This window comes from uncultured Dialister sp. (assembly GCF_937959425.1).
GTDB lineage: Bacteria > Bacillota > Negativicutes > Veillonellales > Dialisteraceae > Dialister.
Window position 1 is genome coordinate 1 of record NZ_CALGPS010000085.1, and the last position, 6,764, is coordinate 6,764.

7 protein-coding genes are annotated in these 6,764 nt (G+C 50.5%); 2 read left to right on the forward strand and 5 right to left on the reverse strand.

From position 1 onward, the window contains the following. Positions 1 to 279 precede the first annotated feature (279 nt). From pyrE to Q0482_RS03440, 5 genes are all read right to left on the reverse strand, one after another. Positions 280 to 867 (reverse strand): orotate phosphoribosyltransferase, encoded by a 588-nt coding sequence (gene pyrE, locus Q0482_RS03420; RefSeq protein WP_299143401.1) that lies wholly within the window; start codon positions 865 to 867, stop codon positions 280 to 282. Then, positions 864 to 1,604, reverse strand: a complete 741-nt coding sequence (gene pyrF, locus Q0482_RS03425; protein ID WP_299143404.1) for an orotidine-5'-phosphate decarboxylase — start codon at positions 1,602 to 1,604, stop codon at positions 864 to 866. Before pyrF ends, pyrE begins: the two co-directional genes overlap by 4 nt. 237 nt (positions 1,605 to 1,841) lie before the next feature. Beyond that, positions 1,842 to 2,777, reverse strand: coding sequence for a hypothetical protein (locus Q0482_RS03430; RefSeq protein WP_299143407.1), 936 nt, complete (start codon positions 2,775 to 2,777; stop codon positions 1,842 to 1,844). Between the two features lie 10 nt (positions 2,778 to 2,787). Further along, positions 2,788 to 3,735 (reverse strand): phosphodiester glycosidase family protein, encoded by a 948-nt coding sequence (locus Q0482_RS03435; protein WP_299143410.1) that lies wholly within the window; start codon positions 3,733 to 3,735, stop codon positions 2,788 to 2,790. Positions 3,736 to 3,785: 50 nt separating this feature from the next. Next, entirely contained in the window at positions 3,786 to 4,679 is an 894-nt protein-coding gene (locus Q0482_RS03440; protein ID WP_299143413.1) for a polysaccharide deacetylase family protein, read from the reverse strand. A gap of 342 nt (positions 4,680 to 5,021) precedes the next feature. Here Q0482_RS03440 and Q0482_RS03445 point away from each other — a divergent pair, with 342 nt between their 5' ends. Beyond that, positions 5,022 to 6,143 (forward strand): N-acetylmuramoyl-L-alanine amidase, encoded by a 1,122-nt coding sequence (locus Q0482_RS03445; RefSeq protein ID WP_299143416.1) that lies wholly within the window; start codon positions 5,022 to 5,024, stop codon positions 6,141 to 6,143. Positions 6,144 to 6,155: 12 nt separating this feature from the next. Further along, the gene (locus Q0482_RS03450; RefSeq protein WP_299143419.1) at positions 6,156 to 6,704 is read left to right on the forward strand and encodes a GerMN domain-containing protein; all 549 of its coding nucleotides are present in this window, start codon (positions 6,156 to 6,158) and stop codon (positions 6,702 to 6,704) included. Positions 6,705 to 6,764: the final 60 nt, after the last annotated feature.

Sequence of the window (6,764 nt, forward strand, 5' to 3'; positions counted from 1 at the left end):
ATGACGCGATGGGAGTCCAAACCCCGAAATAGATATAATTTCACGGGACTTCAGGGTTCATACTTAGAATCATTCCGTCCTGCAGTCTCGTACACCCCTTCGCCACTTCGTGGCCCTCTTCCCTTAAAGGGGACGCAAGAATATTGTGGCGTGGCCCCCTCCGCCCAAAGAGAGCGCAGGGCGTTACGTACTATCTTCCCCGCCCCCTCCCCCGTAATCCCATAATAAAAAGCTGTAAAGTCCAAATGGCTTTACAGCTTTTTGCATTTCACAATTTCATTATTTCAGATGATGGCTGCCCCGTTCCGTAATGGGAATGCCCGCCTTGCACAGGGGGCATTCTTCCGGTTTGTAGGTAGGAACGGTGAGGTGAAGAAGGGGATATACCTTTTCCTTAGGAACGCCGAAGTCTGCCTTTCCGCCGGAACGGTCTACGAAGAGGCCGATGCCTACGATATCGCCTTTTGCCTTATTCACTACGTCCACCACTTCTTTGATGGAGCCGCCGGTGGTAACGATATCTTCTACGATGAGCACCTTTTCACCGGGAGCAATTTTGAAACCGCGGCGAAGGGTCATTTTGCCGTTTTCTCTTTCCGTGAAGATGGAACGGACACCCAGGAGGCGGGCAGTGACCTGGGAGAGGATAATGCCGCCGGTAGCCGGTCCGATAACTGTTTCAATGCCCATATCTTTGAAATGGTTGGCAAATTCCTGACACAGCTTTTCCGTATATTCCGGATGCTGGAGTACATTGAATTTTTCCACATACAGCGGGCTGTGAAGGCCGCTGGTGAGGAGGAAATGGCCTTCCAGAATGGCTTTTGTTTCTTTCAGTAAAGATTCAACTTCTTTTTCGTTCATCATGCATTCTCCTTTATTTCCTTTAAAATCAGACGGGCTGCGGCACAGGGATCAATGGCCTGGGTAATGGGGCGTCCAATGACCAGCATAGAGGAGCCGTCTTTGAAAGCTTCCGACGGAGTGGCAATACGTTTCTGGTCATCGGTCTGGGCAAAAGAAGGACGGATGCCCGGAGTGACGATGAGGAAATCGTCTCCTGCCATCTTGCGGATGGAAGATGCTTCCCGCGGGGAAGCTACCACGCCGTCTACGCCGGAATTTTTGGCCAGTTCTGCCAGTTCCAGTACATGCTCCTGGATAGGAAGATGGCCGCCCACTTCCTGCCAGCCCTGGTCGTCAAAGCTGGTGAGTACGGTGACCGCCAGAATCTTCGGACGCTCTACACCCAGCTCATCTGCCGTGATTTTTGCATAACGGGCTGCGGCCTGCATCATGGCTCTGCCGCCGCCGGCATGGACAGTAATCAGGTTCACTCCCAGTCTGGTGACGGAAGCCACGCTGTGGCCTACGGTATTGGGAATATCATGGAGTTTCAGGTCCAGGAATACCTTTTTCCCATGTTCCTTCAGATAGCGGATGGTTTCGCTGCCTGCGCTGTAGTACAGCTCCATGCCCACCTTGTAATAGGAAACCAGATCCCCCAGCTCGTCCACCAGTTCCTTCATCTTGTCAAAAGAATCCACATCCAGCGCTACGATAAGCCGGTCATCGGCGGTGTAGACCTCTTCTTTCTCGTCCATTCACGCTCTCCCTTCCTGCTTGCAAATACTATGTATATCTGAAATATTATACCATTTTGCAGGGATTCTGACACCCTGTTTTTTAGGAAAACAGGGACTGCCTCCGTCCTCGCCCGCTCAAGATGACCATGTGCGGGAAATTCACAGTCATGGACAGGAAATAGAAGGGAAATTGAAAAAAGAAGCTGCAGAGAAATGACGGGCATTTCTCTGCAGCTTCTTTTTTCAAAGATCTTTTTATTTATTTCCTGCCTGGGCGGCTGCTTCCTTAATCATATGCATGGTTACGGAGCTGAATTCCACCGGCGTATCCAGGGCTTTCACTTCTTTGAAGCCTACGCCCAGCTTACCGGTGTAGTAGGCTGTCACTTCGCCCTTGGTATTCACCTTGACAGCATAAATGGTCTTGTCTTCGTCCACGCCAACCAGGCGGAATGCGCCGGGCGGGGAGATGACTCTCCAGGAGCTGTCATCGCCGTTGAATGTATAGAGGATGCCCTTCTGGCTGTCATCGTAGAAGAGGCGGTCCTTATCATAGTACACCGCAATCTTCCCGATATGGGATGTCTGGATGTAGATACGGCGGGTATCGTAGTTTGCGTCGGTGCGGTAAATACGATAGAGGCCTTTTCCTACTTCCATTTTCATATACACCGCATTGGTGGCAGTGGAGTAAGCCACATCCACAATTTTAGAATTCCTGGGAAGGTCCCGGATGGGAGCGTCGGACTCATGGGTGGTGCCGTCGGGGTTGTAGCGGGCCAGGGTTACATCCCAGCGGCCGCCCTTCCAGTGAGCCGGATAGAGGGCCATGAGGGCCAGGTTTCTGTCCGGCATCCATTCAAAGAAGGATATTCCCTGGTTTTTCAGGTCCACCTTCTGCGGATTTCCCAGATCGTCGGCCTTATAAATGGTAACCGTGTCAGCAGTTACATCGGCCATGTACTTGTAGTCGTGGGAATAATAGGCTTTTCCTTTAACACTGACCTTGGCGAAAAGTTTCTTTCCTTCCTTTTCCGCTGCTTCCGCCATCTTGTCCTTGACGTCGGACATATCATAGTCGCCGCTGGAAAGAGGCGCAAAGAGGACACGATCCATGTAGAGATAGGCGCCTGCCTGGATGCCCAGACCAAGGACGAAGCAGACTGCCAGCTGAACAAATTTCTTATTCACCCTGTCCTCCTTATTTCACAATAAATGCGGTAGGAATCATACGCTCGCCCAGAAGGTCTGCCGGTTTGTTCACTACCTTGCCGTTATAGTAAAGGGTAGTGGAGGAACCGCCGTCCAGGTTGGCTGCAATGTAAGCGCCGTTTTCATAAAGAATATTCTGGGAATCCACAAGGGTAGCGCCGATGCTGTATCCCGGCTGTCTTCCGTCGATAACAAGGAAGAGGATGGTCCCATCCTTCTTCTGTCCGATGGCGGAACGGGGAGAAATGCCCCAGCCGCCATCACCGCTTTTAATCACTTTCTGTCCGTTGATGATAAGCGGCGGTCCGAAGGTCAGCCCTTCTACGGCACCCAGGTCCCGAAGTTCCTTCTTGTTATAGTTGCCGGCAATGAGGTTGCCGCTCTTGGTCATGCCTACAAAATCTACTTTTTCCTTATCATCCACCTGCTGTCCCAGAAGGTACTTGCCCTTGTGGAGAATAAATCCGTAGGGAAGACGGCCAGTGCCGGTGCCGTTGGGGTCATAGAAACCGCCGCCGTTGATGGCTGCCACCGCATTGTTTTTCTTGGCAATGTTGCTGGTGGTGTCCCCCTTTTCGTTAATATCTTCCGCAGTCGCCACTTCCACCCTGGTGGGGTTGGGAATTTCCAGAAGATAGCCTACGAAACGGGACGTTTCAATCTTCTTCAGGTTCAGGGTTGAATCGGTTCTTGGCTTGAAAGAAAACATTTTCTGCGTATCCGTTGTTTTCACCACGCCCAGAATCTGGTTCAGCTCATCCTGGGAATAGAGCCAGGTAATGTACTGGGGATGCCGGGAACGCATGATGGCCCCTACCACAGCCCTCTTCAAGTTGCCGAAGGGACCGAAAAGAACCACCACCGGCGATGTAACAATGAAGAAGAGCAGTGTGATGATAATGAATTTGAAAATAAAGCTGTGAAATATACGTTTCATTCTTGCTCCTAAAAAATGAAGAGTCCGACGGAGAAAAATTCATTCTCTCCTTATACCGGCGTGTAATTATCCTTATTCAGCCTTTCCGAGAACCGGGCCAGGGAAATATCATTTCCTACGTATACCCGCTTCAGTTCATAGGGATAGCTTCCCACATGGACACGGCCGGAATCGGTGGTTACGGCCATCTTAATGCCTGCCTTTTTGCAGATTTCCACCACCTGGTCATCATAGTCCCCGTAGGGATAGGCCAGCCAGGCATTATCAATGCCCAGATGGTACTTCAACGCCTCATTGGCTTCCACGATTTCCTTCTCCTTTTCCTTGGCCGTAGCCAGATTATGGAGTTTCGGATGGGACAGGGTGTGGTTGGCAATGGTTACCGTATGGCTGTCGGCCATTTCTTTCAGCTGATCCCAGGTCATGCGGTTGTAGGGCTTGCCCACATCATCGGTAATGAGGAAGAGGGTCCAGGGGAAACCGTATTCCTTCATGAGCGGATACACAATGGTGTAACTGTCAAGATAGCCGTCATCAAAGGTAATGCATACCGGTTTTTCCGGAAGCGGCCCCCCTTTGGTAATGTAGTCATACAGTTCCTGCATGGTAATGGGATGATAGCCGTGGTCACGGAGATAATTCATCTGCAGACGGAGGTTGGCTTCCGTCATAACGGCGGCATTGTTTGGAATATCGCCGATCATATGGTACATGAGGACAGAAACCCCCTCCGGCACACTGTAGGGCACGGAAGGATCCCTTTTTGCATAGGCTGTTCCCGGCTTCAGCTGGGAATCAGAGACAGCAGTGGAAACAGAAGATGCAGCTCCGCTCTTCGCCTGCCCCGGTGCACATCCGGATAAAGCAAACATGGAAGAAGAAAGAAGCATGACCGCAGCAGCAGCGGCGGCAGCTTTTTTCCAGCCATTTGATAATAATTTCACGTAAAACTCCCCTTTATCAATTCCAAAAAGCAAAGTGATTACAGCAGCACAAAGCAAGCCTATTTAGGCAATATAGATTATTTTACTACGATTTACAGGCTTTTGCTATCAAAAGTAGAAATTTATCACCATAAATGAGAATTTGTCATGCAGTATATATTTTTTGAACCATCCATAGTATCCGTTTTGCTGAAATTCCCCTGCCCTCTGAAAAAAAAGAGCGGCTTCTTTGTCGGTAGTGTTATAATATAGATTACCTGATGTATAAAGGCAGGCGGGAAATCACCTCCTCCCTGCTCTGTTTCATACCATGGCAGTTTAAATTTCAGAAAGGACAGTATAATGATAAAAAAATTCATTCAATTATTTTTAATCCTTATTGCTTTTCTTCTCCTTCCCTCCGCCTCCCCCTCCCTGGCAAAGGGTGCCCAGGTGACGGCCCTCCGCTGGACATCCCGCAATGACGGCAATCCTCCCTTCGTCCGCATTGCCATGGATCTGAGCAAAGCCGTCCATGCGGAAGCGGCCATCGACAATCCCGGTAAAAATTTCGAGGTCATTTTAAGAAATACTTCCCTTGGCAAGGTAGCCACCCAGTATGACATGGACCCAAGGGCCATCGACTTCGCCACCCTTTCCGAAAAGGACGGTGACACCTATCTGGATGTGGCCCTCACAAAACCCCAGAAAATCGACGACATCCGCGTCTTTGCCCTCCGCCCTGATGCCAAGATGAATAAGCCCCACCGTCTGGTGGTGGATATTCCCGTTATCGGTGCAAAACAGACCTATACGAAAAAAGCCTCTTCCGCCGCATCCTCCACTCCTTCCACCTACAAGAAACAGAGATATAACGTTTCCTCCGATGCGAAAAGCGTACTAAAGGGCAAGGTCATCTGCATTGACCCCGGCCACGGCGGTACAGATGTAGGTGCCATCGGCCACATCGGCGGCAGAGATGTATATGAAAAGAACATTACCCTTTCCATTGCCCTCCCCCTCCGGGACATGCTGACCTCCGCCGGCGCCAAAGTGGTGATGACAAGAGACACTGATAAGGATGTATACGGCCCCTGGGCTGATGCAGATCCTGAACTGCAGGCCCGCTGCGATGTGGCCAATGAAGCCCATGCAGACGCCTTCGTTTCCATTCACATCGACTCCTTCTCCAACTCCTCTGTAGACGGCACCACCGCCTACTACAACGCCAAAAGTTCCAAAGACCTGCTGCTGGCCCAGATGATGCACCAGGCCACCATGAACTCCCTCTCCATTCCCGACAGGGGCGTGAAATCCAATGATTTCTACGTGAACGTGCATACTGCCATGCCCTCGGTCCTTATGGAAATGGGATTCATCACCAATGATCACCGCGTGAAAATGCTGACCTCCACCTGGGGCCCCCGGGGCATTGCCCAGAGCCTCTTCAACGGACTGGTCAACTATTTCTCCGCCATTTCCTAAGGAGGCACCCTGATGAATAAAAAAACGATTCTTTCCCTTCTGGCCGCCTCCGTCCTCACCGCCGCCCTGGCAGGCTGTGCACCGGACAGCGGAAAACAGGCATCCCAAAGCCTTTCCCCCAAAGCAGCCTCCTCCCAGGCCGTTCTTCCTGCAGAAAAGGAATCCACCCTCCTCTATTACAAAGCTTCCGATGACGGCATGAAAATCATTCCTGTCACAAAGAAAGTAAAAGCAGGCAGCCGCACAGCCAAAACAGCACTGGAAGAAATGATCCGCACAGACCGGAATTCCAAATATCCCCTTCTCCCTGCGGGACTTACATTAAAAAATATTTCCATCAAGGAAGGCACTGCCTACGTGAATTTCAGCAAAGAGCTGAATGACATCAAAGGCTCCACCGGTGAATCCCTCTTCATTGCCATGACCGTGGATACCCTCACCGAATTTCCCAACATCAAACAGGTGGAAATCACGGCGGAAGGCAGGAAACCAAAATTCCAGATGGATATGACCAAGCCCTTCAAGCGGGATGAAAGCTATATACAGATGGAAAAGAAATAATGATAAAAGGGGCTGTGAAAAAATGTAAATCATTTTTTCACAGCCCCTTTTTGATATCAG